The 25,743-nt window shown below is 69.5% G+C and carries 21 protein-coding genes, 1 tRNA gene, 1 pseudogene and 1 riboswitch; of the genes and pseudogenes, 5 read left to right on the top strand and 18 right to left on the bottom strand.

What is annotated here, in order from left to right; translation table 11 throughout:
* Positions 1-118: 118 nt before the first annotated feature.
* On the top strand, positions 119-1,339 hold the full coding sequence (locus QF037_RS27720; RefSeq protein WP_307029729.1) for an acetyl-CoA C-acetyltransferase: 1,221 nt from the start codon (positions 119-121) through the stop codon (positions 1,337-1,339).
* A 274-nt stretch (positions 1,340-1,613) separates the two neighbouring features.
* Positions 1,614-2,396, top strand: a complete 783-nt coding sequence (locus tag QF037_RS27715) for a hypothetical protein (RefSeq protein WP_307029727.1) — start codon at positions 1,614-1,616, stop codon at positions 2,394-2,396.
* Positions 2,397-2,453: 57 nt separating this feature from the next.
* On the opposite strand, the gene QF037_RS27710 is transcribed toward QF037_RS27715, so the two are convergent.
* Together QF037_RS27710 and QF037_RS27705 are read right to left on the bottom strand one after the other, a co-directional pair.
* A complete protein-coding gene (locus QF037_RS27710) occupies positions 2,454-3,677 on the bottom strand; it encodes an RNA-guided endonuclease InsQ/TnpB family protein (RefSeq protein ID WP_307029725.1) in 1,224 nt (407 codons plus the stop codon).
* Between the two features lie 181 nt (positions 3,678-3,858).
* The gene (locus tag QF037_RS27705; protein WP_307029723.1) at positions 3,859-4,152 is read right to left on the bottom strand and encodes a hypothetical protein; all 294 of its coding nucleotides are present in this window, start codon (positions 4,150-4,152) and stop codon (positions 3,859-3,861) included.
* A gap of 122 nt (positions 4,153-4,274) precedes the next feature.
* Here QF037_RS27705 and QF037_RS27700 point away from each other — a divergent pair, with 122 nt between their 5' ends.
* Positions 4,275-4,505, top strand: a complete 231-nt coding sequence (locus tag QF037_RS27700; RefSeq protein ID WP_307029722.1) for a DUF4287 domain-containing protein — start codon at positions 4,275-4,277, stop codon at positions 4,503-4,505.
* Between the two features lie 71 nt (positions 4,506-4,576).
* Here the strand turns inward: QF037_RS27700 and QF037_RS27695 are convergent, their stop codons facing one another.
* From QF037_RS27695 to QF037_RS27685, 3 genes are all read right to left on the bottom strand, one after another.
* Positions 4,577-5,503 carry a Bax inhibitor-1/YccA family protein gene (locus tag QF037_RS27695; RefSeq protein ID WP_307029720.1) on the bottom strand — a complete coding sequence of 309 codons (927 nt, stop codon included), beginning with the start codon at positions 5,501-5,503 and terminating at the stop codon, positions 4,577-4,579.
* A gap of 194 nt (positions 5,504-5,697) precedes the next feature.
* Positions 5,698-6,873: a 4-hydroxybenzoate 3-monooxygenase gene (locus QF037_RS27690; protein WP_307029718.1), complete on the bottom strand. Its 1,176-nt coding sequence runs from the start codon at positions 6,871-6,873 to the stop codon at positions 5,698-5,700.
* 268 nt (positions 6,874-7,141) lie between these two features.
* Positions 7,142-7,224 (bottom strand) — tRNA-Leu (locus QF037_RS27685).
* A gap of 391 nt (positions 7,225-7,615) precedes the next feature.
* Here QF037_RS27685 and QF037_RS27680 point away from each other — a divergent pair.
* Positions 7,616-8,440 (top strand): ABC transporter ATP-binding protein, encoded by an 825-nt coding sequence (locus QF037_RS27680; RefSeq protein WP_307029716.1) that lies wholly within the window; start codon positions 7,616-7,618, stop codon positions 8,438-8,440.
* Positions 8,440-10,968, top strand: coding sequence for an ABC transporter permease (locus tag QF037_RS27675; RefSeq protein ID WP_307029714.1), 2,529 nt, complete (start codon positions 8,440-8,442; stop codon positions 10,966-10,968). Before QF037_RS27680 ends, QF037_RS27675 begins: the two co-directional genes overlap by 1 nt.
* A 53-nt stretch (positions 10,969-11,021) precedes the next feature.
* Here the strand turns inward: QF037_RS27675 and QF037_RS27670 are convergent, their stop codons facing one another.
* The 13 genes and pseudogenes from QF037_RS27670 to QF037_RS27610 all read right to left on the bottom strand — a co-directional run bounded on the left by QF037_RS27670 (position 11,022) and on the right by QF037_RS27610 (position 25,691).
* Entirely contained in the window at positions 11,022-12,311 is a 1,290-nt protein-coding gene (locus QF037_RS27670) for an SAM-dependent methyltransferase (protein ID WP_307029712.1), read from the bottom strand.
* Between the two features lie 144 nt (positions 12,312-12,455).
* On the bottom strand, positions 12,456-13,838 hold the full coding sequence (locus QF037_RS27665) for an NAD(P)/FAD-dependent oxidoreductase (protein ID WP_307029710.1): 1,383 nt from the start codon (positions 13,836-13,838) through the stop codon (positions 12,456-12,458).
* A 420-nt stretch (positions 13,839-14,258) separates the two neighbouring features.
* Positions 14,259-15,182: a Ppx/GppA phosphatase family protein gene (locus tag QF037_RS27660; protein WP_307037386.1), complete on the bottom strand. Its 924-nt coding sequence runs from the start codon at positions 15,180-15,182 to the stop codon at positions 14,259-14,261.
* A 234-nt stretch (positions 15,183-15,416) separates the two neighbouring features.
* Positions 15,417-15,821 (bottom strand): annotated as a pseudogene (locus tag QF037_RS27655) (DUF501 domain-containing protein); the annotation flags it as partial.
* A gap of 45 nt (positions 15,822-15,866) precedes the next feature.
* Positions 15,867-16,343, bottom strand: coding sequence for an FtsB family cell division protein (locus QF037_RS27650; protein WP_307029707.1), 477 nt, complete (start codon positions 16,341-16,343; stop codon positions 15,867-15,869).
* A gap of 142 nt (positions 16,344-16,485) precedes the next feature.
* Entirely contained in the window at positions 16,486-17,781 is a 1,296-nt protein-coding gene (gene eno / locus QF037_RS27645) for a phosphopyruvate hydratase (protein ID WP_307029704.1), read from the bottom strand.
* A gap of 353 nt (positions 17,782-18,134) precedes the next feature.
* A complete protein-coding gene (locus QF037_RS27640; protein ID WP_307029702.1) occupies positions 18,135-18,821 on the bottom strand; it encodes a transglycosylase family protein in 687 nt (228 codons plus the stop codon).
* A gap of 3 nt (positions 18,822-18,824) precedes the next feature.
* Positions 18,825-18,992, bottom strand: a riboswitch (cyclic di-AMP (ydaO/yuaA leader).
* 204 nt (positions 18,993-19,196) lie between these two features.
* Positions 19,197-20,120, bottom strand: coding sequence for a LysM peptidoglycan-binding domain-containing protein (locus QF037_RS27635; protein WP_307029701.1), 924 nt, complete (start codon positions 20,118-20,120; stop codon positions 19,197-19,199).
* A 215-nt stretch (positions 20,121-20,335) separates the two neighbouring features.
* Complete coding sequence (locus QF037_RS27630; RefSeq protein ID WP_307029698.1) at positions 20,336-21,625, bottom strand: cytochrome P450 family protein; 1,290 nt, start codon at positions 21,623-21,625, stop codon at positions 20,336-20,338.
* Entirely contained in the window at positions 21,622-21,906 is a 285-nt protein-coding gene (locus tag QF037_RS27625) for a tetratricopeptide repeat protein (protein WP_307029696.1), read from the bottom strand. The genes QF037_RS27630 and QF037_RS27625 overlap by 4 nt, the downstream gene beginning before the upstream one ends.
* A gap of 4 nt (positions 21,907-21,910) precedes the next feature.
* Positions 21,911-23,929 (bottom strand): hypothetical protein, encoded by a 2,019-nt coding sequence (locus QF037_RS27620; protein ID WP_307029694.1) that lies wholly within the window; start codon positions 23,927-23,929, stop codon positions 21,911-21,913.
* Positions 23,930-23,971: 42 nt separating this feature from the next.
* Positions 23,972-24,958 (bottom strand): nucleoside triphosphate pyrophosphohydrolase, encoded by a 987-nt coding sequence (locus tag QF037_RS27615; RefSeq protein ID WP_307029692.1) that lies wholly within the window; start codon positions 24,956-24,958, stop codon positions 23,972-23,974.
* 88 nt (positions 24,959-25,046) lie between these two features.
* Positions 25,047-25,691, bottom strand: a complete 645-nt coding sequence (locus QF037_RS27610) for a SurA N-terminal domain-containing protein (RefSeq protein ID WP_307029690.1) — start codon at positions 25,689-25,691, stop codon at positions 25,047-25,049.
* Positions 25,692-25,743 lie beyond the last annotated feature (52 nt).

Raw genomic sequence — 25,743 nt, 5'->3', positions numbered from 1 at the left:
AGCGCTTAGTAAACTGCGGTCAGGGTCACACCCCCATACCCGTGACCTCGTCCATACGTACGGGTAACTTCCCAACCAGCCCGTGCCCCGAAGAACCTCGTACGCCAATGGAGTCGTCATGCCCGAAGCAGTGATCGTCTCGACCGCCCGCTCGCCCATCGGCCGCGCTTTCAAGGGCTCGCTGAAGGACCTCCGCCCGGACGACCTCACCGCCACGATCATCCAGGCGGCCCTGGCCAAGGTTCCTGAGCTGGACCCGAGGGACATCGACGACCTGCACCTCGGCTGCGGTCTGCCCGGCGGCGAGCAGGGCAACAACCTCGGCCGTATCGTCGCCGTGCAGATGGGGATGGACCACCTTCCCGGCTGTACGGTCACCCGCTACTGCTCCTCCTCGCTGCAGACGAGCCGTATGGCCCTGCACGCCATCAAGGCCGGCGAGGGCGACGTCTTCATCTCGGCCGGTGTCGAGATGGTCTCCCGCTTCACCAAGGGCAACTCCGACAGCCTCCCGGACACGCACAACCCGTTCTTCGCCGAGGCCGAGGCCCGCACGGTCGAGGTCGCGCAGCAGGAGGGCACGACCTGGCACGACCCGCGCGAGGACGGCCTCGTGCCGGACGCCTACATCGGGATGGGCCAGACCGCCGAGAACCTCGCCCGTCTCAAGGGCGTCACCCGCCAGGACATGGACGAGTTCGGCGTACGGTCGCAGAACCTCGCCGAAGAGGCCATCAAGAACGGGTTCTGGGAGCGCGAGATCACCCCGGTGACGCTTCCCGACGGCACGGTCGTCAGCAAGGACGACGGTCCGCGCGCCGGCGTCACCCTGGAGGCCGTCGGCGGCCTCAAGCCCGTCTTCCGTCCCGACGGACTCGTCACCGCCGGCAACTGCTGCCCGCTCAACGACGGCGCCGCCGCGGTCGTCATCATGTCCGACACCAAGGCCCGCGAGCTCGGCCTCACCCCGCTCGCCCGCATCGTGTCGACCGGCGTGTCGGGCCTGTCCCCCGAGATCATGGGCCTCGGCCCGGTCGAGGCGAGCACCCAGGCCCTGCGCCGCGCGGGTCTGACCATCGACGACATCGACCTGGTCGAGATCAACGAGGCGTTCGCCGCCCAGGTGATCCCCTCCTACCGCGACCTCGGCATCGACCTGGACAAGCTGAACGTCAACGGCGGCGCCATCGCCGTCGGCCACCCCTTCGGCATGACCGGCGCCCGTATCACGGGCACGCTCATCAACTCCCTCCAGTTCCACGACAAGCAGTTCGGTCTGGAGACGATGTGTGTCGGCGGCGGCCAGGGCATGGCGATGGTCATCGAGCGCCTCAGCTGACCAACTGCCCGTGATCCCACGGGTACTCCGCGTGAGGCCCGGGCCCAGAACCCTTGAACCACCAGGGTTCTGGGCCGTTTTGTGATCCAATCTCCCCCAGGATGTGACCTATCTCCCTTCGGGAAGGGATTTACGCAGGTCAGAGCCGTTCTCGCACTAAACCCCGGGCCCAAAGCCCTGCCCGTTTCGTGACGTTACGCACTGACAGCGGGATAGTCCGCCCTTCAAGCTGATGTAGGAAGTCGGGGGTCGACTTTGAACCGGGAGTACGTCAGTGAGCGCCATGCCGATCGCCTTGCTGGTCACCACGGCCGCCACGGGCGCCGTGGCCGTCGCCGTCCTGCGCACCCTCATGCAGCTGCGCCGCCAGGTCGCGGCCCTGCACACCGAGCTCGCCAGGACGAACACGGCCGCCGCGCACGGTCTCGTGCCCGCCGCCCGCCACTCCGCCGACGCCGCTGAGATACGGGCCGCCGTGGCCGAGGCCCTCGCCGAGGAGCGGGAGCGGGAGCTTGCCGAGGCGCGGGCGTTCTGGGCCGCCCAGGAGGCCCGTGACGCCTCCGACGCGCCCACCCTGCTCGGCCTGCCCGACAGCGAGCTGTTCCTGCCCCGCCAGGCCGATTTCGTGGGCCTGGAGCCGGTCTCCGAGCCGACGGCCGACATCGACGAGTTCGCCGGGGACTCCCCGGAGCTGGCCGCGGCCCGCCGCCGCCACCCCTCCCACCCGGACTTCGTCCCGGTGCAGTCGCCGGTGGTGAACGACCATGAGCGCACGGTGGCCACCCTCGAGGAACTGGCCGCCGGTCGCGTGGAACTGGCCGACGTCCGCCCGGGCCCGCTGGGCACCCTCGACGTCTATGTCTTCACCGACGGCACCACGCTCTGCATGACCCCGGGTCACCGGGAGACCGCGGAGCGCCTCTCGGCGGCCCTGACGGCCGGCGAGACCCCGATACTGCTGGGCGGTTCGGGAGTGTCGGGCGCGTACACCCTGACCTTCGCGTGCGGCGAGGAGAACGTCTACATCCTGGCCGACAGGGTCATAGCGAGCCTTTGACATGCTCCTCGCCCTGAAGGGCGAGGATTCTGGCCTTCTCGACTGGTTGCCGTGCCGCTACGCGGCACGGTTTCCGGTGGAGAATCCGTGGCTTCCTGTTTCTTCACGCTGTGCCAGAACAGGTTCTGGTCTTACCGGCGCTCCGCAGGCTGTTGCCGCCAGTCCGGCGGCCTGTTTGACGTTGAGTGCGGCGTTGTGGTCCCGGTCGTGGAGGGTGCCGCAGGCGGTACACGTCCATTCCCGAATGGTGAGGGGTTTGGGACCGTCCTTGACCCCGCAGGTGGAGCAGACCTGACTTGTCGGCTCGAACAGGCCGATCTTGACCAGGGTGCGCCCGTACCGTTCCGCCTTGTATTCCAGCATGTTCACGAATGCCGTCCAGCCCACGTCGTAGACGGACTTGGCCAGCCGGGTACGCGCGAGTCCTGCCACCGCCAGGCTCTCCAGGGCGATTCCTTGGTTCTCGGAGATCAGCCGGGTGGAGAGCTGGTGGTGGAACTCTTTGCGGGCGTCGGTGACCTTGGCGTGGGCGCGGGCGACCTTGAGACGGGCCTTGGTGCGGTTGTTCGATCCCTTCTGTTTGCGGGACAGCTCGCGCTGGGCCTTCTTCAGCTTCTTCTCCGCCCGGCGCAGAAACCGCGGGGAGTCGATCTTCTCGCCGGTGGACAGCACGGCGAAGTGGGTGAGCCCGAGATCGATGCCGATGCTCTGGCCGGTGGCGGGCATCCGGGCCGCGTCGGCCACGGGGTCGGTGTCGATGACGAACGACGCGAAAAACCTGCCCGCGCTGTCCTTGATGACGGTGACGGAGGTGGGCGTGGCGGGCAGGGTGCGGGACCACTTCACCTTCACCGCTCCGATCTTCGGCAGGTTGAGCCGGCCGGTGGCGGTGATGTTCCAGCGGGAGTTGGCGGTGAACCGGATCGACTGCCGGGCGTCCTTGCGGGACTTGAACCGGGGCGCACCCAGCTTGGGGCCCTTGCGGGTGCCCTTGAGGGAGGCGAAGAAGTTCTTGTAGGCACTCTCGGCATCCCGCAGGGACTGCTGGAGCACGACCGCGGAGACCTCGCCCAGCCAGGACCGCTCCATGGTCCGTTTCGCCTCGGTGATCAGACGGATGGACAGCTCACCGGCCTTCGGGAAGGGCCTGCCCGCCCTGCGGGCGTCCTCACGGGCCCGTACGCAGTCGTTGAACACGACGCGGGCGCACCCGAACGCCCTCGCCAACGCGATCCGCTGACCGGCATCCGGGTACAGGCGAAACGCGTACCGGAGCTGCATGACGATCACACTAGGCACGTCGAACGAGTACCGTCACCAAGAACATTCGAGCGAACCTTCACCGTCACCGCAGTACAATCCGGCCCCGCCGGAACGACACCGCGACGCTCCGCGTCGCAGGCGTGAGATTCGCTTCACCCCCGGGGTGAACCCCGGAGCACTGCGAAGGAATCCCGGTAGCTCAGACCCCGGCGCGCTTCTGCGCCTCCTCCACCAGTTGCACGGCTTCATCGACTTGGCCCTCGTCCGTCAGGACGAGGGCCAAGTCGTGCACGGCCACGGTGATTTGGTCCGCGGCCGCGAACATCCCGGCGTCCGGCATCTCCCGGGGCTCCTTCGAGGGATCTTCGAGAAGCTGCGCCCGGCGGACCAACTCCCTGGCCAGCCCCAGTGCCTCGGTGGCGGCCCCCCGCTGCAACCGGCTCTGGGAGGCTGCCCTCAACCGGTCGGCGAAGTGATCCACGGCTTGCGTCAAACGCGCTGTATCGGCCACGGCGACACCGTACGCGCCACACCGGGACTGTTGCCAACGGGCGAACGCTCAGGCACGGTGACCTGAAGGACCGGCTTACATCCCCTTTGCGTCCGGAGGCGCCGATGTCCCACGTCCTCTCCGAGGAGACCCACCGCAATCTGCTCGCCCGCATCCCCCATTGCACCGGTCGTGAAGTTTCCGACTGGCTCCGCACCGTCGAAGACGGCCCGGCTCTCTTCCGCTTCGAGGAAAAGGTCAGCTGGCTCCGCCACGAACACAACCTCGCCTACGGCCACGCGAAAGCGCTCATCCACGAGTACGACCTGAGGAGGGCCGCGCGCAACCTCCTCTAGGCGCGCGCACGCACCCAGACGACGAAGGGGCCCCGGGAGAACCCGGGGCCCCTTCACGCACGCGGGGTGCGTCAGTCGCTGCTGTTGAGGATCGCGATGAGCCTCAGGAACTCGAGGTAGATCCAGACCAGCGTCATCGTCAGACCGAACGCCGCCAGCCAGGCCTCCTCGCGCGGGGCACCGTAGGCGATGCCGTCCTCGACCTGCTTGAAGTCGAGGGCGAGGAAGCACGCACCGAGCAGGACGCCGATGATGCCGAAGACGATGCCGAGGCCGCCGCTGCGGAAGCCGAGGCCGTCACCGCCGCCGAAGGCGGCGAACAGCAGGTTCACCATCATCAGCAGGACGAAGCCGAGCGCGGCCGCCATCACGAAGCCGTAGAACCGGCGGTTGACGCGGATCCAGCCCGCCTTGTACGCCACCAGGACCGCGGCGAAGACCGCGAGCGTGCCGATCACCGCCTGCATGGCCGCACCGCTGGCGATGCGGTTGTCCACGACGCTGGAGACGACGCCGAGGAAGACACCCTCGAACGCCGCGTACGAGACGATCAGCGCGGGCGAGGCCTTGCGCTTGAAGGACTGGACGAGCGCCAGGACCATGCCGATCAGGGCGGCGCCGATGGCGATGCCGTACGACCGGCCGATGTTGGCGTCGTCGACCGGCAGGGCTGCCCAGGCGACCGCGGCCGTGACGACCAGGATGCCGAGGGTGGTGCCGGTGCGCAGGACGACGTCGTCCATGGTCATCCGGCCGGTGGTGGCCGGGGCCTGCGGCGGCGCGCCGTGCTGCAGGTCCTGCTGGGCGTAGGGATTCTGCGCGTACGGGTTCTGCGCGTAGGGGTCCGCCTGCGGCTGGGCATACGGGTTGCCCTGCGCGTAGGGGTTGGCCTGCGTGCCTACAGCGGCGCCCCCGGCCTGCGGCTGGGCATTGAAGCCCGCGTAGCCGTTGTCGCGGCTGAACCCCCGTCGCGAGAAGACCGGGTTGCTGCTCCTCATTTCACTCCTCCATGGCCACTTCGTGTGGGCCTTGGCTCAAGAGTAATAGGTAGGCAAAGGATTGACCCTAATGCTTGGGGAGGATCTTTCCCTTGTTGTGCTCGCCAACACGCTACGCGGCCCGCTGATTCCCGGCCACGGAGGGGCAGCTTCATGACCAAGCCGGTACATCGCCGCGACCGGGCGGAGATCACTCACGCGAACGGGAACCCGGTGTATCCCTCGGCCAGATCGGTCTCGGCGGCCTCGGACGAGGCGATCCGCTCCAGCCGCGCCACCTGGAGCCGGTCCTCGAAGGGGGTGGCGTCGGGGGCCCGGTGCAGCAGCGTCGTCATGTCGTACGAGAACCGCTCGGCCTGCCAGACGCGGGCCAGACAGGTCTCGGAGTAGGTGTCGAGGAGCTCGGTGGACCCCGTCTCCTTCTCATGCGTCAGCGCCCGCGCGAAGGTGACGACGTCCCCCACGGCGAGATTCAGCCCTTTGGCCCCGGTCGGCGGCACGATGTGGGCGGCGTCCCCGGCGAGGAAGAGCCGGCCGTGCCGCATGGGCTCGTGGACGTACGACCGCATGGGCGTGACGGACTTCTGGGTGATGGGGCCCCGTTGGAGCCGCCAGTCGTCGTCGGTCTCGAAGCGCCGCTCCAGCTCGTCCCAGATCCGCTCGTCGCCCCAGCTCTGCGCGTCGGTTCCCTCGGGCACCTGGAGGTAGAGCCGCGAGACGGACGGCGACCGCATGGACAGCAGGGCGAAGCCGCGGTCGTGGCGGGCGTAGACCAGCTCGTCGTGGGAGGGCGGGACGTCGGCGAGGATGCCGAGCCAGCCGAAGGGGTACGTCCGCTCGAAGACCCGGGTCAGCGCCTCGGGGATCGCCTTGCGCGAGACGCCCCAGAACCCGTCGCACCCGACGACGTACGCGCACTCGAGAACGTCCTCGCGCCCTTCGTGCCGGAACCGGATGCTCGGGCTGTCCCCGTCCGCCCCCTCCACGGCCAGCGCCTCCGCCTCGAAGAGCAGCGGCCCGCCCTCCTTCAGCTGGAGGGCGATGAGGTCCTTGCACACCTCGGTCTGCGCGTAGACCATCACCGACCGCCCGCCGGTGAGGGCCGGGAAGTCGACCCGGTGCCGTTTCCTGTCGTACCGCAGCTCGATCCCGTCGTGCCGCAGCCCCTCCCGCTCCATCCGCTCCCCGGCCCCGGCGGCCCGCAGCACGTCCACGGTCCCCTGCTCCAGGATCCCGGCCCGCTGGCGCTGCTCGACGTAGGAGCGGTCGCGGCTTTCGAGGACGACCGAGTCGATGCCGGCGCGGTGGAGCAGCCGGGCGAGGAGGAGGCCGGCGGGGCCGGCTCCGATGATGCCGACGGTGGTGCGCATCGGTCGTTCCCTTCGGTGGGCGTCATTGCCGCTGTTCGCGTGAGTCGTGGCTCGTGATTGATGGCTGTTGTTCGTGTAGTGAAATTTACTTCACCCAATTGCTCTCGCGAGTCTGCGGCGGGTGGCGCCGTGTGTCAACGGTCGGTGCGGGGCAGAACGCCGGGGGGTTCGCGGGAAGGTTGGCCGCGCCATCGCACTGTCGCGATGTACTGAAGGAAGGATCCCACCGGAAGCGGTGTCTGCCTACGGGTCCTGAAAAGGTCGGAGGTGCCCGGAACCGGACTTGAACCGGTACGCCCGCGAGGGGCAGCGAGGTTTAAGCTCGCCGTGTCTGCATTCCACCATCCGGGCAGGCCATGGGCTCCGCGTCGAGGTTCGAGCCTATCGGGATACATCCCCCGAACAGCGGACGGGCGGACCGATGTTGTCTTATTTTATTGACGTCTGAGGGCGCATCAGCCCATGGAACGGGCCATCCGCACTTGCCAATAGCCTTACGCGTGACGGTCGGCCGCGCATGCGGAATGACGGAATTTCACCGCCCGAACGAGGGGGCTCCACCTGTTCTCGACCTGGCCCGCCCTCAGGGGCTCCCGTCATCCCCAGGTATGACACGGCCGGGCGCGGTCAGCCGCAAGTCGCCCCCCGGAACCGGAACAGCGGCTGACTACACGGCGCCGGGGTACCGAGACGATGGATCACGTCCCCGAACATGTCGTCGTCCCGTCAGGAGCGCCCACCCGTGACCACCACTCCCATCGCCGGCCGAGCCACCACCGTGGCCGCTCGCGCCACGGATCTGTCGAAGATCTACGGACAGGGCGAGACCCAGGTGGTCGCCCTCGACCGGGTCTCCGTCGAGTTCCGGCAGGCCGAGTTCACCGCGATCATGGGCCCGTCGGGGTCCGGCAAGTCCACGCTGATGCACTGCGTGGCCGGACTGGACACGTTCTCCTCCGGGTCCGTGCGCATCGGCGACACCGAGCTGGGCTCCCTCAAGGACAAGCAGCTCACCAGGCTCCGCCGGGACAAGATCGGCTTCATCTTCCAGGCGTTCAACCTGCTGCCGACGCTGACCGCGCTGGAGAACATCACGCTCCCCATGGACATCGCGGGCCGTAAGCCGGACAAGGAGTGGCTGGACTCGGTGATCCGGATGGTGGGGCTGAAGGACCGGCTCTCCCACCGGCCCTCCCAGCTCTCCGGCGGCCAGCAGCAGCGCGTCGCCGTGGCCCGTGCCCTCGCCTCCAGGCCCGACATCATCTTCGGCGACGAGCCCACCGGAAACCTCGACTCGCGCTCCGGCGCCGAGGTGCTGGGCTTTCTCCGCAACTCCGTAAGGGAGTTGGGGCAGACCGTGGTGATGGTGACCCATGACCCGGTGGCCGCCGCGTACGCGGACCGGGTCGTCTTCCTCGCCGACGGGCGGATCGTGGACGAGATGCTCCAGCCGACCGCGGACTCGGTCCTGGACTTCATGCGCCTCCTTCCTGGGGGCGGCAACACCAGCGGCTCCGCCGCGCGGCCCCAGACCCCCGAGTTCGACGCGAAGGGCCGTACCTCCTGATGTTCCGCACCGCCCTGCGCAACGTCCTCGCGCACAAGGCCCGGCTGCTCATGACGGTGCTCGCCGTGATGCTCGGCGTGGCCTTCGTGTCCGGGACGCTGGTCTTCACCAGCACCATCTCGAACGCCTACCAGAACAGCTCGGCCAAGGGCTTCGACCAGGTTGACGTGGCCGTGCAGCCCAACTACCAGGAGAGCAAGGGCGACAAGGTCGGCAAGACCCCCGAACTCACCCAGGCGCTGCTCGACGAAACCGCGAAGGCCGACGGGGCCGCCTCGGCCATCGGCGTCGTCAACGGCTTCACCGCCATCGCCGACAAGGACGGCAAGCTCATCGGCGGCGGCTTCCAGTCGCAGGGCGGGAACTACTGGGGGGACAAGGACCCGCGGTACCCGCTGAAGGAAGGTGCGGCACCGCACGGCAGGAACCAGGTCGCCATCGACTCCGAGACCGCCGAGCGCGCCGGCTACAAGGTCGGCGACACGGTGCGGATCTCCGTCGACGGGCCGGTCCTCGCACCGAAGATCACCGGGATCTTCACCACCGACGACGGCAATGTCGCAGCCGGCGGCAGCCTCGCCCTGTTCGACACGGCGACCGCGCAGACGTTGTTCGGCAAGACCGGCACGTACGACCAGATCGATGTGAAGGCCGCCTCCGGCACCTCCCAGACCGCGCTGAAGGCCGCCCTCGACAAGGCGCTGCCGATGAACCTCGTGGAGACCACGACGGGGCGGCAACTCGCCGACGACCAGGCCGAGATGATCTCCGCGTCGATGGCCGGGCTGAAGCAGGGTCTGCTGGTCTTCGCGGGCATCGCGCTCTTCGTGGGCACGTTCATCATCGCCAACACCTTCACCATGCTGGTCGCCCAGCGCACCAAGGAACTCGCGCTGCTGCGGGCCGTCGGCGCCTCGCGTCGGCAGGTCACGCGGTCGGTGCTGATCGAGGCGTTCGTGGTCGGCACGGTCGCCGGGGTGACCGGTCTGGTCGCGGGCATCGGCATCGGCGCCGGGCTCCGCTCGCTGATGGGCACCCTGGGCGCCACCGTCCCCGACGGCCCGCTGATCATCTCCGGAGGCACGATCGCCACCGCCCTCGCGGTCGGTGTCCTCATCACCATGCTGGCGGCGTGGCTGCCGGGCCGCCGGGCCGCGAAGATCCCGCCGGTCGCCGCGATGAGCAGCGTGCACGCGCAGGCCACCACCAAGTCGTTGGTGCTGCGCAACACCCTGGGCGCCCTCTTCAGCGGTGCCGGTGTCGCGGTCGTCCTGGCGGCCACCACGATGGAGGGCTCGGACGGTCAGGCCCCGATGGGCCTCGGCGCGGTCCTGCTGATCATCGGTGTGTTCATCCTGACCCCGCTGCTGTCCCGCCCGCTGATCGCGGCCGCCGCGCCCGTCCTGCGGATCTTCGGCACGGCGGGCAAGCTGGCCCGTCAGAACTCGGTCCGCAACCCCCGTCGTACCGCTGCCACCGCCTCCGCGCTGATGATCGGCCTGACCCTCATCACCGGTATGACGGTGATGGCGGGCAGCCTCCAGAAGTCGATCGACAAGATGGCGTCGTCGGCGATCCGCGCGGACTACGTCGTGTCGATGGCCAACGGCAACGAGCTCTCGCCGGACGTGGCGAAGGAGCTGACCCGGGTCGACGACGTCACCGAGATCAGCCCGATGCGCAACTCCCCCTCCCGCATCGGCGGCGAGACGGAGTACCTGACCGGCGTCAACGGAGCCTCGTTCGGCAAGCTCACCGACCTCAAGGTCGACGACGGCGCGTTCAAGGTGGGCGGCACGCGGATCGTCGTGGACGCCGATCGTGCCGAGGAGCGTGGCTGGAAGGCCGGTTCGAGCTTCACCGTCGCCTACGAGGACGGCAAGAAGCAGAAGCTGACGGTCGCCGGGGTCTACGAGGGCAACGAGTTCTTCAGCGGTGTCCTCGTCGACAACGCCACGCTCACCCCGCATCTGCCGGACACCGCCGACATGATGGTCATGGTGAAGACGTCCGACGGCGCGACGAGCGCGACGAAGGACAAGCTGGAGAAGGCCCTCGGCACCAACCCGGCCATCAAGGTCCAGAGCAAGCAGGACCTGTCCGACGACATCGCGCAGATGTTCACGCTGATGCTGAACATGCTCTACGGCCTGCTCGCCATGGCGGTGATCGTCGCGGTCCTCGGGGTCATCAACACCCTGGCCATGTCGGTCTTCGAGCGTTCCCAGGAGATCGGCATGCTCCGCGCGATCGGCCTGGACCGCAAGGGCATCAAGCGGATGGTCCGCCTGGAGTCCCTGGTGATCTCCCTGTTCGGCGGGGTGCTCGGTATCGGCCTGGGCGTCTTCTTCGGCTGGGCGGCCGGCGAGCTGCTGGGCACCAAGATGGCGACGTACGAGCTGGTCCTACCGTGGACCAGGATGGGCCTCTTCCTGCTGCTGGCGGCGGCGGTCGGTGTCCTGGCGGCCCTGTGGCCGGCGCGGCGCGCGTCCCGGCTGAACATGCTGACGGCCATCAAGTCGGAATAGCCGTACGTTGCTCGGGGCCCGTCGCGTGCAAGCGGCGGGCCCCTTTCGTCCGTTCAGTTCCAGGTGCGTGCCCGCAGCGGCAGCCCGGACGCGCCGGACGCCGGTGGCCGGACGGCCAGGATCTGGTTGACGCCGATGCGGTTGCGTTCGAAGGCCAGGGCACAGGCCGCCATGTAGAGGAGCCAGACCCGGGCCCGGCCGGGGCCCGCGATCCGCTGGGCACGGGGCCAGTCGGCCTCCAGGTTCGCGACCCAGCGGCGCAGGGTGAGGCCGTAGTGCTCGCGGATCGACTCGACGTCGCGCACCTCCAGCCGGGCGCGCTCCAGTTGGGTGACGGTGGTGCCGAGGGGGGCGAGTTCGCCGTCGGGGAAGACGTAGGCGTCGATGAACTCGTCGACGTGGTAGGTGGTCTCCTCGCGTTCGGGGCGGCGGGCGATCTGATGGTTGAGGAGCCGTCCGCCGGGCTTCAGGAGGGCGTACAGGTCTCGGGCGTACTCCAGGTAGCGGTCGGCGCCGACGTGTTCGGCCATGCCGATGGAGGCGATCGCGTCGTAGGGCCCGTCGGTGACGTCCCGGTAGTCCTGGACGCGGATCTCGACCCGGTCGGTGAGTCCCTCGTCGGCGACGCGCTTACGGGCGTAGGCGGCCTGTTCCTGGGAGAGGGTGACGCCGACGACGCTCACGCCGTGCTCGCGGGCGGCGTGGACGGCCATCGATCCCCAGCCGCAGCCGACGTCGAGAAGTCGCTGACCGGGTGTCAGGCCGAGTTTGCGGCAGACGAGTTCGAGCTTGTCGCGCTGGGCGGCCTCGAGTGTGCCGCGGGGGGACTCCCAGTAGGCGCACGAGTAGACCATCGACGGGCCGAGGACGATCTCGTAGAAGTCGTTGCCGACGTCGTAGTGGTGGCTGACGGCCCGTCTGTCGGTGCGTCTGGTGTGGAGGTGACCGCGGCGGCGGACCTCCTCGCGGGGCGGGGCGGGCGGCAGCGGAACTCCGCCGAGCTGCACGAGGCCGCGTACGGCGGACCGTGCACGGGGGTCGCGCAGCGCCTCGGAGAGGCTCCTGGAGTCCTCGTCGCGTTCCCAGACGAGGCCCGAGATGAGGCCGAGGGCCGTGTAGAGATCGCCGTCGATGTCGAGGTCGCCGGCGACCCAGGCGCGCGCGAGGCCGAGCTCGCCGGGCTTGAACAGCAGCCGCCGGACGGCTCGGCGGTTGCGCACGACCAGCACGGGGGCGCCCGGCGGGCCTGCCTGGGATCCGTCCCACGCGCGGATGCGCACCGGGAGGGGGTTTCCCAGTAGTTGTTCCAAGTGGTTGTTCAGCCGCAGGGCGGCATCGGACATGGCGCACACCTCCGTGACGAGGATCCCGCTTTTGTCCACCTGCTTAAACAACGACATGCCAGGACGCAATCCCGGGAACGCCGAAGGACCTCCCGCACCACGGATGGCGGGAGGTCCTTCGGGTGGTTCGGTGACCGGAGCGGGTCAGGAGGCCTTCGCCTCGGTCTTCTGCTCCGACTTCGCGGCCGCCGGCACGGGCTTCGCGGCCTCGTAGAACTCCTCGCGCGGGTGCTCCATCGCGCCGAGGGAGACGACCTCGCGCTTGAGGAACATGCCGAGGGTCCAGTCGGCGAAGACGCGGACCTTGCGGTTCCAGGTCGGCATCGCCAGACCGTGGTAGCCACGGTGCATGTACCAGGCGAGACGGCCCTTGACCTTGATCTTCATCTTGCCCATGACGATCATCGCGACACCCTTGTGGAGGCCGAGACCGGCCACCGCACCCTTGTTGGAGTGCGCGTACTCCTTCTGCGGGAAGCCCCGCATGCCGGAGACCACGTTGTCGCCGAGGACCTTGGCCTGACGCAGCGCGTGCTGGGCGTTCGGCGGGCACCAGGCGTTCTCGACGCCGGCCTTGCGGGCGGCGACGTCCGGGACCTGGGCGTTGTCGCCGGCGGCCCAGATGTAGTCGGTGCCCTGGACCTGGAGGGTCGGGGCGGTGTCCACGTGGCCGCGGGGGCCGAGCGGGAGGCCGTAGCGCGACAGGACCGGGTTGGGCTTGACGCCGGCGGTCCACACGATGGTGTTGGAGTCGACCTCCAGCCCGTTCTTCAGCACGACGTGGCCGTCGACGCAGGAGTCCATCGAGGTGGAGAGGTAGATCTCCACACCGCGGCTCTCCAGGTGCTCCTTGCCGTACTGGCCGAGCTTGGGGCCGACCTCGGGCAGGATCTTGTCCGCGGCGTCGACCAGGATGAAGCGCATGTCCTCGCGGGACACGGTCTTGTAGTACTTGGCCGCGTCGCGGGCCAGGTCCTCGACCTCACCGATGGTCTCCGCACCGGCGAAGCCGCCGCCGATGAAGACGAAGGTGAGCGCCTTGCGGCGGATCTCCTCGTCGGTGGTGGAGTCGGCCTTGTCGAGCTGCTCGAGGACGTGGTTGCGCAGGCCGATGGCCTCCTCGACGCCCTTCATACCGATGCCCTGCTCGGCGAGGCCGGGGATCGGGAAGGTGCGGGAGACCGCGCCGAGCGCGATGACCAGGTAGTCGAAGGGCAGCTCGTACGCCTCGCCGACCAGCGGGGCGATCGTGGCGACCTTGCGGTCCTGATCGATGGTGGTGACCCGGCCGGTGAGCACCTCCGCCTTGGGCAGCACGCGTCGCAGCGGGACGACGACATGGCGAGGGGAGATGTTGCCGGCGGCGGTTTCGGGGAGGAAGGGCTGGTAGGTCATGTACGACCGGGGGTCGACGACCGTGACGGTCGCCTCGCCGTAGCGCATCTTCTTGAGAATGCGCCGAGCTGCGTACAGGCCTACGTACCCACCGCCTACTACGAGGATCCTGGGACGCTCCGTGGTGCTCATGCCATCGAGTATCCACCCGCCCCAGGGGGGTCGCTCGTGCGCCCCTTCACAAGCTCCGACGGGGTGTGTGTTATCCTCCGCGACTCGCGTGATCCAGGTCATGGCGCGGACCGGGAACCGGTGTGTAGGGCGGGCCGTTGTCAATGCCGCGTGAGCTGCCTCTCCGGGCTTTCGGAGGCTTCGTGAGACCTTCGAAACGATCTCGCGCGACCCCCTCGCAGAGGGTCCGCATCTCGCTGTTTTGAACGTGTTCACAGGGGTGTCGGGACCCCGGAAGGGTCAACCGGGCCACATTCGTCGCCCCACAGGACCGATTTCCTTGTGAAGAACTTCACGAACTTTTCCGACGGCACGCGACGGAGGGGCCCCGAAGGGCCCCTCAGACGTGCTCATACGTTGTTCTGCCTGCTCAGCAGAGGGCTACGTGATCGACCAGGCGATGCCGTCGAGGATGTCGTGCTCGCTCACGACGACCTCCTCGGCCCCGGTCCGCTCCATGATCGAGAGCAGTACGAGAGCCCCCGCGGCGATGACGTCCACGCGCCCGGGGTGCATGGAGGGCACGGCCGCGCGCTCGGCGTGCGTCGAGCGCAGCAGCCACTCGGTGATCTCGCGGACCCGCTCACGGGAGACCCGGGAGTGATGGATACGGACCGAGTCGTACGCGGGCAGCTCCTGCGCGATCGCCGACACGGTGGTCACGGACCCGGCGAGCCCCACCAGCGTGCGCGCCTCACGCAGCGGCACGGACTCCTCGGCGAGGTCGAGGGCGGCCTCGATGTCGGCGCGCATGGCGGCGATCTGCGCCTCCGAGGGCGGGTCGGTCACGGCCCCGTCCTGGACGAGATGCCGCTCGGTCATCCGCACACAGCCGATGTCCACGGAACGGGCGGCACGCACCCGGTCGTCCCCGACCACGAACTCCGTCGAGCCGCCGCCGATGTCCACGACGAGATACGGCTCGGCGAACCCGTCGTGGCCGGTCAGCTCCTTGGTGGCGCCCATGAAGGAGAACTCCGCCTCCCGCTCACCGGAGATGACCTCGGGCTCGACACCGAGGATGCCGACCACGCCCTGGACGAACTCGTCCCGGTTCGAGGCGTCCCGGGAGGCCGAGGTGGCGACGAACCGCACCGTGGCGGCGCCCAGCTCACGGATCACGTCCGCGTACTCCCGGCAGGCCGCGAACGTCCGCTCCAGCGCCTCCGGGGCCAGCCTGCCGGTCCGGTCCACGTCCTGGCCGAGCCGCACGATCGTCATCCGCCGGTCCAGCTCCAGCAGCTCACCGGTGGCGGGGTTGACGTCCGCGACGAGGAGGCGGATGGAGTTCGTACCGCAGTCCACCGCGGCGACCCGGCTGAACCCCTCGGGGGCCGGCGGGGCGTCGGCGAAGGAGCCGCTGCGGGCCTCGGCGGGATCGGAGACCACGCCCTCCGCGCCCGGCAGCTCGTCCGCCGGGTCGGGAGCCACGAGCGGCTGCACGCACGGACCCTTGCGCCACCACTCCGGCAACATCTCGATCGCCTCGTCGCCCAGCGGGTTCACACCGGGCCCCGCGGCCAGGGAGTGCCCCACCAGAACGTGCAGGCACTTCACCCGGTCCGGCATGCCGCCCGCGCTCGGGAAGCCCTCCAGGACCTCGATGGCGTCACGGCGCGCGATGTAGTCCTCGTGCGCGGCACGGTAGGCGGCGGCGAGCTCCGGGTCGCTCTGGAGCCGCTCCGTCATCTCCTTCATGACGCCGTTCGCCTCCAGCGTGCCGATCGCCGAGGCGGCGCGCGGGCACGTCAGGTAGTACGTCGTCGGGAAGGGCGTGCCGTCGGGGAGCCGGGGGGCCGTCTCCACCACGTCCGGCTGGCCGCACGGACAGCGGTGCGCGATCGCGCGCAGGCCGCGCGGCGGACGCCCGAGCTGCTGCTTGAAGGCCTCGACGTCGGCGTCGGTGGGCTCGGTGCGCTCGGTGGTCGGCGGGGGCGTTTCCATGCCGTACGAAAGTCTCTCTGCTGTCTTACTGCGGAAAAGGTCGGTTCACTGGTCGGAGGCGTCGGACTTGTCGACCCCGTCCCAGACGTTGGAGTACCAGGGGCGGTCGGCCGCCCCCAGGTCGGCCCGCGACTGCCGCGCCGAGCCCGGGTCGACGACGATGAACCCCGTCTCCCCCGGCATCACGTAGTGGAGCCGCTCGCGGATCCGCTGCTCGGCGTACGCGTCGTCCTGCCAGCGTGCCTTCTGGTCCCGCAGCTGCTCGACCCGCTGCCGGGCCTGTTCCTGCTGCCGCTGGAGGTCCGCGATCTCGGCGCGCTGGGAGACGTACTGCCTTATCGGATAGGCGAGCGCGACGATCAGCGAGCACAGGACCAGCGCGAGCAGTGCCGCCCGGCCGGTCAGCCGGGAGCGGCGGGCCTGCCGCTTGGTCTGGGAACGGTAGACCCGGGCCGCGGTCTGCTCGCCGAGCAGCCGGATCCTGGTCGCGGTGGAGAACCGGTCCCGGTCCTTGACGGCCATGTCCCCGCCCCTCCTTCACACACGCGCGTACGTCCCCGCACACGGTACGGGACCGGTGCGGGGACGTACGTACGACTGGCTAGGCCTTAGCCCTGCCGAGATCAGCCCTTGCTGTGCTTACTGGTTCGCAGAGCGGCTGTGCTTACTGGTTCGCAGAGCGAAACCGGGGGAACGCGGAGCGGCCGGCGTACACCGCGGCGTCGTCGAGGATCTCCTCGATGCGCAGCAGCTGGTTGTACTTGGCGACGCGGTCCGAGCGGGCCGGGGCGCCGGTCTTGATCTGACCGCAGTTCACCGCGACGGCGAGGTCGGCGATGGTGACGTCCTCGGTCTCGCCGGAACGGTGGGACATCATGCACTTGAAGCCGTTGCGCTGGGCCATCTCGACGGCGTCCAGGGTCTCGGTCAGCGAGCCGATCTGGTTCACCTTGACGAGCAGGGCGTTCGCCGAGCCCTCCTCGATGCCACGGGCCAGGCGCTCGGGGTTGGTGACGAACAGGTCGTCGCCGACGATCTGGACCTTGTCACCGATCTTCGCGGTGATGGTGTTCCAGCCGGCCCAGTCGTCCTCGTACAGCGGGTCCTCGATGGAGACGAGCGGGTACGCGGAGACAAGCTCCTCGTAGTACTCGGTCATCTCGGCGGCCGAGCGGGACTTTCCCTCGAACTCGTACTTGCCGTCCTTGTAGAACTCGGACGCGGCGACGTCGAGCGCGAGCGCGATCTGCTCGCCGGGGACGTAGCCGGCCTGCTTGATGGCCTCGATGATGAGGTCGAGGGCGGCGCGGTTGGACTCCAGGTTCGGGGCGAAGCCGCCCTCGTCGCCGAGGCCGGTGGACAGGCCCTTGGTCTTCAGCACCTTCTTGAGGGTGTGGTAGACCTCGGCGCCCCAGCGCAGCGCCTCGGAGAAGGACTCCGCGCCGATCGGGGCGATCATGAACTCCTGGATGTCCACGTTGGAGTCGGCGTGTGAGCCGCCGTTCAGGATGTTCATCATCGGAACGGGCAGCAGGTGCGCGTTCGGGCCGCCCAGGTAGCGGAAGAGCGGGAGGTCGCTGGCCTCGGAGGCGGCGTGGGCGACGGCGAGGGAGACGCCGAGGATGGCGTTGGCGCCGAGGGAGCCCTTGTTGTCGGTGGCGTCCAGGTCGAACATCGCCTGGTCGATCAGGCGCTGCTCGGTGGCGTCGTAGCCGACGAGCTCCGGGCCGATCTGCTCGATGACGGCGAGGACGGCCTTCTCGACACCCTTGCCGCCGTAGCGGTTGGGGTCACCGTCGCGGAGCTCGATGGCCTCGAAGGCGCCGGTGGAGGCACCGGAGGGAACGGCGGCACGACCCGTGCTGCCGTCGTCGAGGCCGACCTCGACCTCGACCGTGGGGTTGCCTCGGGAGTCCAGGATTTCCCGGGCTACGACGACGTCGATGGACGGCACGAGCATCTCCTTCTTGGGATGTGACACGGTCCGCCGGGACCGCGGTGTGTTCTGCGAGACGAGCCTAACCGGCTCCGGGCGATCGGCCACCGTGCGGACCGCCCCGTGGACAGAACCGAGAGTAAATTGTTTTCGAACGGAACAAAGACGGTTTCGGAAACCTGGCAGATCCGGCGCGGAAACCGGCGCAGAAAAAACCCCGCCCCGGTGCGTACGGGGGAAAACGCACCGGAGCGGGGAGCCCGTGGGGACGGGGGGACCCTCACGAGGCCTTCAGTATGAGGACCACGGATGTGAGGGCGCTGTGGTTCAGCCGGGTCCTGCTCGAGTGCCGCGGACCCTTGGTCGTGGTGCAGCTGCTACTTGAGGTGCAGCTGCTGGCCCGGGTAGATGAAGTCGGCGTCGCTGACGATGTCCTTGTTCAGCTTGAACACCTTCTGCCAGCCGCCCTTGACGTCGTGCTCCTCGGCGATGGAGCTGAGGGTGTCACCCTTGACGACCTTGTACTCGCCGTCACCCTTCTTGACCTTCTTGCCGGTCGGGGTGGTGACGGTCTTCTTGGCGGCCGGGCGCTCGGAGGAGCGGGAGGCCTGCTGCTCGGAGGAGCGGGTGCTGGTGCCGCTGTCGCTGGAGGAGCTGCCCGAGGAGCTCGACGAGCCGCCGCCGTTGTAGCTCGCGCTCGACAGGCCGACGCCGCAGGACGGCCAGGCACCCTTGCCCTGGCTCGCGAGGACCTTCTCGGCGATCTCGATCTGCTGGGCCTTGGTGGCCTGGTTGGCCTGCGCGGCGTACGCGGTGCCGCCGTACGCGGCCCAGGTGGAGGCGGAGAACTGCAGACCGCCGTAGTAGCCGTTGCCGGTGTTGATGGCCCAGTTGCCGCCCGACTCGCACTGGGCGACGGTGTCCCACTCGGAGGCGGTGGCGGCGGAGGCGTTGCCGGCCGCCAGCAGCGGGGCGGCGATGGCGACACCGGTGACTCCGGCGAGCGCGGCGGCGCGGGTGGCCTTGGACGGGCGACGGTGCTTGCCCTTGGCGGAAAACAGCATGGTGGATCCCCTCACCGACGCCTGCGAGGTGAGCTGTCGGGTTCGGGCCGGTTGAGTTGCCCGGCCGCGCATCTCGCGATGCGCGACTTCACCCCAAGCCGGTCCAGCGTGAACTGCTGGGCCCGGCACTTACCTTGGGTCCCCCGCTCCTGCCTACGGCGCTTGACGCGACGACTGTTCCCGTACGGCCGCTGGCAGGATTCGGCGTTGCGGCAGCCGGGGCTCGTGGTGACGAGCGGTGTCGACCGTAGACAGGGAATCCGCCGAATTTCAAAGACGATCAGGGCTTCTGAGACTCATCCCACACTTTCATCAAACCGGACATTTGATGCGAAGTGTGGAGTGAACTCCCGGCATTCTCCAGGGGTTTTCGCCCTATTCGCTACCGAGTACGAGGGTCTGACCGGGCTCGATGCTGCTCGGGTCGGCGCCGATGACCTGCTTGTTCTCGGTGTAGAGCCGGCGCCATCCGCCGTCGACGTCAAGGGAGTCGGCGATGGAGGCGAGCGTGTCGCCGTCGCGGACGGTGTAGGACCCCTCGTCGGCGCTCGCGCCACGGTGCCGACCGGTGCTCTCCTTGGGGGCGGAGAGGGCGCCGGTGTCGACGAGAGCCGAAGAGCCGCCTTCTTGCCATGAGTTGTCCGATTCGGCACCCTTTGTCGGTGCTGTGGATGGACTGTCGGACGGCTGTGAGTCTTCGGCGCCAGGGTCGGAGGTGTCCGACTTGGAAGAGTTGTCCGCTTCGGTCGACGCCGAGGGCGAGGGGCTCCGGTCGGCGGAGGACCCGGTCGACGAGTCGGATGATCCGGAGGAGTTGGAGAGTCCGGACGAGGTGGAGGAATCGGACGATTCGGATGAGTCCGACTCTTCGGACGCCGACGGGGTGCCGCTCCCGACGCCGGTGTCGACGTCGTCCGAGGCCGAGTCCTTGCTCAGCCCGTTCAGCAGACCGCAGGTGCCCCAGACGCCGACACCCTGGTCCGCGAGGACCTTCTCGGCGACGGCTATCTGCTGGTTGCGGCTGGCGAGGTCGGGACTCGTGGCGTAGTCGAGGCCGCCGTACTTCTCCCAGTTCTCCTGGGACAGCTTGAGCCCGCCGTAATAGCCGTCACCCTTGTTCGCACTCCAGGAACCGTCGGTCTCGCACTTGGCGACCTGGTCCCAGGTGCTCCCCTCGGCCGCGCTCGCGCCGGTGGCGCCCAGAAGCGGGATCGCGATGGCGGAGCCGGTCACTCCGGCCGCGACGAGGAGTGCCGGAGCCTGGCGGGGGCGACGGTGACGACCGTTCCCGGTGAGCATGCGGAGGCCTTTCGCGAGACAACAGTGACCGGCGCGGCGGGTGGAGACAGTCGCCGCGCTGATGCGTGAACGTATCGGCAGTCGATCACTTGTCACAAGTTAATGCCGCGTAGATCACGTGAAGATCACAGAGTTGAGGGCTGGTCATGTTCGCAAGGAGCCGCGGGGACACGCGAGTTGGCGCGAAGCCGCGCATGGAATCGACGGGAAGCCGATTACCGGGCCCGGCTCGTGGGCGTGAACTCGACCGGCAGGGTGCGCAGTCCGCGCATGATGAGACCCCCACGCCACCTCAAATCGGCCGAATCCACCTCGAGTCGGAGGTCCGGCATCCGGGTGAGGAGAGTGGCGAGCGCGGTCTGGCCCTCCAGACGGGCCAGCGGGGCGCCGAGGCAGTAGTGAATGCCGTGGCCGTATCCGAGATGCTGGTTGTCGCGCCGCGAGAGGTCGAGGACGTCGGGATCGGCGAACCGTTCCGGGTCCCGGTCCGCGGCGGCGAGTACGACGAGGACGGGGTCGCCGGGCGCGATGTCCTGTCCGCCGATGGTGAGCGGCCGGGTGGCGAAGCGCCAGGTGGCGAGTTCCACGGGACCGTCGTAACGGAGAAGCTCCTCTACGCCGGTTTCCAGGAGGTCGGTCTCCCCGGCGGCGAGGGAGTCCTGGAGGCGGGTGCGCTGCTCGGGGTGGGTGAGGAGCGCGTACGTGCCGTTGCCGATGAGGTTGACCGTGGTCTCGAAGCCGGCGAAGAGCAGGATGAAGGCCATCGCCGCGGCCTCGTTCTCGGTGAGGTGCTCGCCGTGGTCCGAGGCGCGGATGAGACCGGAGATGAGGTCCTCGCCGGGGACGGGGTCGGCCGGGAGCCCCTCGCGCTTGCGGTGGATGAGTTCCAGCAGATAGCCGCGCATCTTCTTGACGGACCGCGCCACACCGCCCCTCGGCCCTCCCCCGTGCCGGATCATCATGCCCGCCCAGTCCCGGAAGTCGTCCTGGTCCTCGCGCGGGACGCCGAGCAGGTCGCAGATCGCGTAGATGGGGAGCGGGAAGGCGAACTCGTGGATGAGGTCGGCGGACCCCTTCTCCGCGAACTGGTCGATGAGCTGATCGGTCAACTCCTGGACCCGGCCGGCGAACTCGGCCACCCTGCGGGGCGTGAACGCCTTGCTGACGAGCCGACGGAGCCTGGTGTGGTCCGGCGGGTCGATGTTCAGCAGATGCGTCATCAACTCGGCCTTGCGCTCACCGGGGATCCCGGTCTTCCCCTTGGCGTGCGCGGGCTCGGCGTGATGCGCCGGATTCTTGCTGAGCCGCTGGTCGGCGAGGGCCTGCTTGGCGTCGGCGTAACGCGTGACCAGCCAGGCCTCCACCCCGCTGGGCAGCTTCGTCCGGTGCACGGGGGCGTACTCGCGGAGCCAGGCGTACGCGGGGTAGGGGTCGGTCGCGAACTCCCAGGTGAAGAGCTCGGGGGGATCGGGGGTGGGGCGGGTGGGCGCGGGCTGGTCGGTCACTCCTTGACCGTATCCGGGTTTCCGTCGAGGACCTTCCTCGCGCCCGGGTGGCCCATGTCGGCGGCTGTCCGGTACCAGGTTGTGGCCTCGTCGGGCTTCTCCTGCGCTTCGAGGAGGACGGCGAGGCGGTACGCGCCGAAGGAGTCGCCGGACGCGTGCGCCTCCTCGTACCGGGTGCGGGCCTCGTCCAGTCGTCCCTGCTTTTCCAGTACGACGCCGTGGTGGGCGATGTCCAGGGGGAAGCCGTCGGTGTCCTCGAAGTAGGACTCGGCATTCGCCAAGGTGTCAGGCCTGTCCCAACCGCGCTTCAACGCTTCGGCCGCCCGACTCGCTGCCCGCGTCCGCCGCGCGTTGGAGCCAGACCTTGGCTGTTTCTCGCTCGTTGTGCACCATGTGCCACCTGGCGAAGCTGATGGCGACCTCGGCTCGTCCGGCCGTGGCCGCGGCGACGTACTGGTCCCAGGCGCCGTCGTCGTCCCCGCCGGCGAAGTACAGATCGCCGAGCAGGTGGTGCGCCTCCAGATCATGGCCTGCCGCACCCGCCCGCAGCCACTGCCCCGCCCGCTCCAGCAACACCTTCCCCAGCAGCGCCGCCGCCCCGGCATCCCCCGCCTCGGCGGCCGCCTCCAGGAAGGGCTCTGCGTCCTTCGCCTCGCCCCGCTCCACGAACAGCCGTCCCAGTCGCCCTGCCGCCTCCGTCTGCCCGGCTTCGGCGGCCCGCCAGAACCACCCCTCGGTCTCGCCGTCCCGCCCCAGACTCTCGGCCAGCAGCCCCAGGTCGAACATCGCCCGGCTGTCCCCAGCGTCGGCCGCGCTCCGAAACACCTCCCCGGCACGGCGGGCCACCACCTCGAAGTCGTACGCCGCATCCCCCCGCGCCGCCTCCAGCGCCCACCGCCACACCGACGCGTCCACCGCCGGGCAACTCGCGTCCTGGGCCGCCGTCTCCACGAGATACGGCGCCGCCTCCCACATCCGCGCGCCGCTCCGCCGCAGCATGCGCAGCGCCCCGTGCCGCTTCTCGGCGGCCCACAGGAGGGCGTCGTCGACCGACTCCCGCTCCATGCCCGCCACGCCGTCGTACGCCTCGTGCACCGTCACGAGCAGGTCCAGCGACACCGGCCCCTGGAGCCCGCACCGCGCCAGATCGATCGCGGCCCGCACCAACGCGTGGCCGCGCGGATGCCGGTCGGCCCGACGCGCCCGCTGCCATTCCTCCCAGAGCAACGGCCCGACGGACAGATAGGCCGCGATGCCCTCCGCCCCGCTGCACCGGGCGGCCTCCGTCATACGGGCATCGCCCGTCGTCCCGGCCCGCTCCCGCTCGGCCTCGCTCCACTCCCGCGGCAGCTCGACCATGTGGGCCAGGTCCAGGACCCGCCCGCGCGGAGTGTTGCGGCAGTCGTCGTACGCGTCCTCGCGCAGCGTGGCGAGCACCGCGACCCCCTGACCGGTCAACTGCGCCAGCAGCCGTGGTTCCAGTCCGTCGCCGAGGTGGGTGTCGAGGTCGTCCAGCCACAGCACGAACGAGTCGGGCCGACCCCGCAGCACGGCGGGCAAGGCCCGCAGATCCTCGCCCCGCGCGGGCGCGAACACCCGCGCGCCGGGGAGGACTTCGGCCACCGTCTCCAGCGCCGTGCGCGTCTTCCCGGCGAACGGCTCCCCCAGCACGACCACGAGCCCACCGCCCGCCCCGGCCTGCTCGACGGCGGCCCGCACCGCCCCGTCCGCGTCCCGCCAGACATACGGCGGGAGCAACGGCAGCCCCTGCACCCGGCGCGTCGGCCTCACACCGTGCGCGAGCGGCTCCACGTCCTTCGCCGACGGCCAGTCCTCGACCACGGGGTGCGGCACACCCGACCGGTTCTCGTAGGTGTTGCGGACGTGCTGGACGCCGATGACCTGATCGTGGAACGTGGCGTCGCGGAAGTCGATGTGGTCACCGGCGACGTGGGTCGCGAAGTCGCCGGTGATGGCGACGCCGATGTCACCACCCGCGGCAATGGATCGGGACCCGCCAGCCGCGACACCAGAGGCGGTACCGGTCTGCCGGGGCACGGAGTCCTGCTCGGCCGCGACAGCCTGGAGGTCGGCGAACACTCCCTGGTCGTAACGGCGCAGCTGCTCCAGGGAACTGGTCTGCAGGGCGGCCCAGTTCCCTCCTTTCTGCGGCTGCATCCAGGTTTCGAACAACCCGGGGACCAGCGACCGCGCCATCACTTCCGTGACGCGTTGCCTCCCGGCCGGCGAGCTCTCGATCACCCGCAGCAGCGCATCCCGCAGGTCCTCCAACTCCGTTGTCACGCCCGCCCCCACGCCTCGCACTCACCCGTGCACGCAACGGTACTAAGCGCCGACTCCCTCAGCAGCGCGAACCGCATCCCGATAGGCCCGCGCCGCGCTCCGCAGCGCCGCCTCGGGATCGACGCCGTCCGCCTCCGCCCGCGCCGCCAGCGCGAGCAGCTCGTACCCGATGCCCTCCCCGGTGGGAAGCGGTACCTCCAGCCCCGCCGTGCGGACCCGGGACGCCAGCTTGGCGGCGAGTGCCAGGCCCGGCTGGCCGAGGGGGATGCCGTCTGTGACCGACTCCCGCTGTTTCTCTATGGCCTTCGTGCGCAGCCAGTGTTCCTTCACCTCCTCGGGGGTCGTCGCGGTCTCGTCGCCGAAGACGTGCGGGTGGCGGTGGATGAGCTTGGTGACGATGCCGCCCGCCACGTCGTCGATGGAGAACGGGGCGTCCGGGTCCTCCTCGGCGATGCGGGCGTGGAAGACGACCTGGAGGAGGACGTCGCCGAGTTCTTCGCGGAGTTCGTCGCGGTCGCCCTCCTCGATGGCCTCGACGAGTTCGTAGGCCTCCTCGATGCCGTACTTGGCGAGGCCCTTGTGGGTCTGCTGGGAGGACCAGGGGCACTCGGCGCGGATGCGGTCCATGACCTGGATCAGGTCGAGGAGGCGGGCGCCCGGGAGGTCGTAGGAGGCGGGGAGGAGTTCCAGGTCGGGCATGGACACGCGGCCCGAGCCGGCAAGGCGGGCGAGGCCGTCGGTGAGCCGGGGCTCGCCCTCGCCCGTCGCGACCACGACCACGGTGTGGCCGCCCGCGCACGCCTCGACCAGTTCCTCCGCGGTCGGGGAGGCCTCGTCGACCAATATCCCGGCCTCACGCAGATACGGCAGCTGCGGGTGCGCACCGTCCGCGCACAGCACCCGGTCGGCAGCGTGCAGCGCCTGCCAGGCGGGCCAGGACAGCAGGCCGGGGGCGACACGGTGGCTGGTGGTCAGCAGGACGATGCGGCCGGGGGCGGCCGGGGCGGATTCGGGGCTGGTGGTGTTCACAGCTCGAAGCTAACCCACACCGCCGACAGAGCCGATCAGTTGTCCACAGACCCGGAGGCGCGGTGGGATCGTATGACCGGCGTTGGCGTTACGCCGTCTCCGGTGTCCCCGTCGCCGTGACCTCGCGGACCCACGGCGTCTTCGCGTCGACGCGGCTGCTCTTCGCGTCGTCCCAGGTGCCGTAGCGGGGGTTGAGGTCGATGTCGAGTTTCTTGGACGCCTTGGCCAGGGCCTGCCAGAAGTCGGCCTTGCCGGTGTCGGTGCCGAGGACGGCGGCGAGTTTCTGGGCCTCGAGCTGGAGGCGGAGGTTCTCGTCGAGGCGCTCGGGGGCGATGCCGTAGCGCTGGAGCCAGGCCGTTTCCAGGGCCTTGGCGCCGCCGGCCTGCTGTTCCAGGCCGGTGCGCATGTCCTGGATCTCCTTGCGGGTGACCGTCACCCCGGCGTCCTGGGCCGCGCGGTGCAGGACCTGGTCGAGGACCATGCTGTGCAGGGTGTCCCGGCTGAGGGTGCCGGTCTTGGCGATGGCCTGCGCGTACTGCGCCTCGTCCGGCACCGCGGCGCGCTGAGCCTCGCGCACCTCGTTCACCCTGGTCTCCAGCTGGGCGACGGTGATCCGCTGGCCGCCGACGACGGCTGCCGCACCCGGATGCGCGTCGTTTCCGCAGGCGGTGAGGAGGGGCGCCGCGACGATCGCGGCGGAGAGGAGGAGCGCGGTGCGACGGCGGCGGTGCAAGGAAGCCTCCCGAGGAGATTGTGCGACGGTGCACAAAGTCTTGCGGTGATCG

Origin of the sequence: Streptomyces canus, from assembly GCF_030815415.1 — a bacterium.
Classification (GTDB): domain Bacteria; phylum Actinomycetota; class Actinomycetes; order Streptomycetales; family Streptomycetaceae; genus Streptomyces; species Streptomyces canus_F.
This window is presented reverse-complemented; position numbering and strand designations above follow the sequence as displayed.

What these genes read in the sequence shown, in the direction of transcription:
- QF037_RS27710 (WP_307029725.1), bottom strand. Translation starts at nt 3,677, where the DNA reads ATGCAGCTCCGGTACGCGTTTCGCCTGTACCCGGATGCCGGTCAGCGG.
- QF037_RS27640 (WP_307029702.1), bottom strand. Translation starts at nt 18,821, where the DNA reads ATGCTGTTTTCCGCCAAGGGCAAGCACCGTCGCCCGTCCAAGGCCACC.
- QF037_RS27635 (WP_307029701.1), bottom strand. Translation starts at nt 20,120, where the DNA reads ATGCTCACCGGGAACGGTCGTCACCGTCGCCCCCGCCAGGCTCCGGCA.
- QF037_RS27650 (WP_307029707.1), bottom strand. Translation starts at nt 16,343, where the DNA reads ATGGCCGTCAAGGACCGGGACCGGTTCTCCACCGCGACCAGGATCCGG.
- QF037_RS27665 (WP_307029710.1), bottom strand. Translation starts at nt 13,838, where the DNA reads ATGAGCACCACGGAGCGTCCCAGGATCCTCGTAGTAGGCGGTGGGTAC.
- QF037_RS27675 (WP_307029714.1), top strand. Translation starts at nt 8,440, where the DNA reads ATGTTCCGCACCGCCCTGCGCAACGTCCTCGCGCACAAGGCCCGGCTG.
- QF037_RS27700 (WP_307029722.1), top strand. Translation starts at nt 4,275, where the DNA reads ATGTCCCACGTCCTCTCCGAGGAGACCCACCGCAATCTGCTCGCCCGC.
- QF037_RS27720 (WP_307029729.1), top strand. Translation starts at nt 119, where the DNA reads ATGCCCGAAGCAGTGATCGTCTCGACCGCCCGCTCGCCCATCGGCCGC.
- QF037_RS27690 (WP_307029718.1), bottom strand. Translation starts at nt 6,873, where the DNA reads ATGCGCACCACCGTCGGCATCATCGGAGCCGGCCCCGCCGGCCTCCTC.
- eno (WP_307029704.1), bottom strand. Translation starts at nt 17,781, where the DNA reads ATGCTCGTGCCGTCCATCGACGTCGTCGTAGCCCGGGAAATCCTGGAC.
- QF037_RS27670 (WP_307029712.1), bottom strand. Translation starts at nt 12,311, where the DNA reads ATGTCCGATGCCGCCCTGCGGCTGAACAACCACTTGGAACAACTACTG.
- QF037_RS27695 (WP_307029720.1), bottom strand. Translation starts at nt 5,503, where the DNA reads ATGAGGAGCAGCAACCCGGTCTTCTCGCGACGGGGGTTCAGCCGCGAC.